The sequence below is a fragment of the Dietzia sp. DQ11-44 genome (assembly GCF_014145205.1).
In the GTDB taxonomy this organism is placed as follows: domain Bacteria; phylum Actinomycetota; class Actinomycetes; order Mycobacteriales; family Mycobacteriaceae; genus Dietzia; species Dietzia natronolimnaea.
Map to the genome: position 1 here is coordinate 1 of NZ_JAALEC010000529.1, position 1,827 is coordinate 1,827.

General features: G+C 72.9%; 2 protein-coding genes. Both read right to left on the minus strand.

From position 1 onward, the window contains the following. A partial coding sequence (locus tag G6018_RS12955) for a S8 family serine peptidase (protein ID WP_347237861.1) occupies window positions 1-1,149 on the minus strand: 1,149 nt, incomplete at its 3' end. Continuing rightward, the coding region (gene eccD / locus G6018_RS12960) for a type VII secretion integral membrane protein EccD (RefSeq protein WP_182639821.1) at window positions 1,086-1,827 on the minus strand (742 nt) is incomplete at its 5' end. The genes G6018_RS12955 and eccD, both read right to left, overlap by 64 nt.

A 1,827-nucleotide genomic window follows, 5' to 3' on the forward strand; every position in this document is an offset into this window, starting at 1 on the left:
TCGGGCGGTGAGCCCCGGGTACGCCTGTCGGACGAGCGCGGCGGTGCCGGCGACGTACGGTGCGGCGAAGCTCGTCCCGCTGATGGCGGTCCGCGCGCCGTCCCCGTCCACCACCAGGTCCGACACCCCTGCGCCGTCGGCACCGACCGATCGCAGGCCCACCGCGGGGGCGGCCACGTCGACCCACGGTCCCCTGAGCGAGAAGTCCGCTGCGGATCCGTCCGGACCGACGCCGCCCACGGCCAGCACGTGATCGTCGTACCAGGCGGGCACCGCCACGGTGACGACGTCGTCCCATCCGTCGTCCCCGGGAGCGGCGGGATCGGGGTGGTCGGGGTTCTGGTCCCCACAGGTCTGACCGACGTTGCCCGCAGCCGCCACCAGCACGACGTCGTGGTCGACCGCGGCATAGCGGACCGCTCCACCGAGCGTGTCGTCGGCCAGCGCGGTACCGGCGGGAACGCAGGCCACCTCCGAGATGTTGATCACGCCGGCACCCGCGTCCACCGCCGCGCGGATCGCCCTCGCCAGGGAGGAGAGTGTGCCGACCCCGGATCCGACCGAGGTGACGTCGGATGAGCGTGCGGTCGACCTCAGGACACTGCTCGACTGCCGGATCGTGACGATCTCGACGCCCGGCGCCACACCGGAATGGCCCGAGTCGTCCTCGCTCGCGGCCAGCACCCCGGCCACCAGAGTGCCGTGCGCATCGCAGTCCTCCGTGCCGTCCCGGCCGGGGACGACGTCGCCGGCCCCACGAACACGTGGCAGACGGGGACCGGGGTTGACACCGGTGTCGATCACGGCCACCACCTGCCCCTCCCCCCGCCCGTGGATCCACGCCGCACTGAGATCGTCAACCGTCGCAGAGGCGGGCGGGGCGGACGGGTCGAGAACTGCAGCCGTGGTGCGACAGGGGCCGTCACGCCGCACTCCCGATTCGGCTGAACCGGGATCGATAGGGCCGACCTCCGGGACGGGACCGTCGATGGAGGGCCGCTCGAGCGCGGCCGCCACCTGACCATCGACAGAGTGCGCGGTCAGGATCGCCACGGTGGCCGCGAGGGGTACCAGCAGGCCCGACCTCATCGCTGACGGACGGTCGAGTAGACGTCCATCGCGCCCACGGCGAGCGGTACGAGCACGCATATACCGATCACCTCGATCGTCCCCACGGCGCGCAGCACGGCAGGGGAGAGTTCGACATGGGGGAGTGCCGTCGCCGCGACGACGACCGCTGCGGCCAGGGCGGCGGCCGCGGGGATCACCATCCCGACCGGCGACGGATGGGTGACGGCCGCCCCGAGCAGCAGGCCGGACGCCAGCGTCAGGGCCGATGCCAGCAGCACCGTCGTGTGCACCCGGTCGGCGTACCCGAGGCCCCGGAGGACCAACGTCAGGATCACGACCAGTGCCAGGGGAGCGGACCACCGGGTGGACGCGGGACCACCGGTCAGCGCCACGAGTGCCCCGGCCGTGCAGATCGCGCCCCCTGCGGCCAACAGGCCGGTGAGCCACGAACGTGAGGTGAGAAAGCGGTGCCTCAGGACCGCCGGTGTGGGTAGAGGTCCATGCGACCGTCGGTCATCGGCATGCCGCGCGCGCAGGTCGTGATCGACCTCGCCCAGATCCCCGGCCTCGACGTCCTCGCCCGGCGCCGGAACCGGGGGGATCGGGATCCGGGCCGCCGAGATCGACACGCCGGGTGCGGCGGTGAGCAGCAGCAGGCCTGTGAGGACGGCTCCGGCTCCGACGGCGTGCACGGGAACGGTGGTGTACGCGACGATCATGGCGGTGATCGCGCCCACCGCCGACACGAGGGCCAGA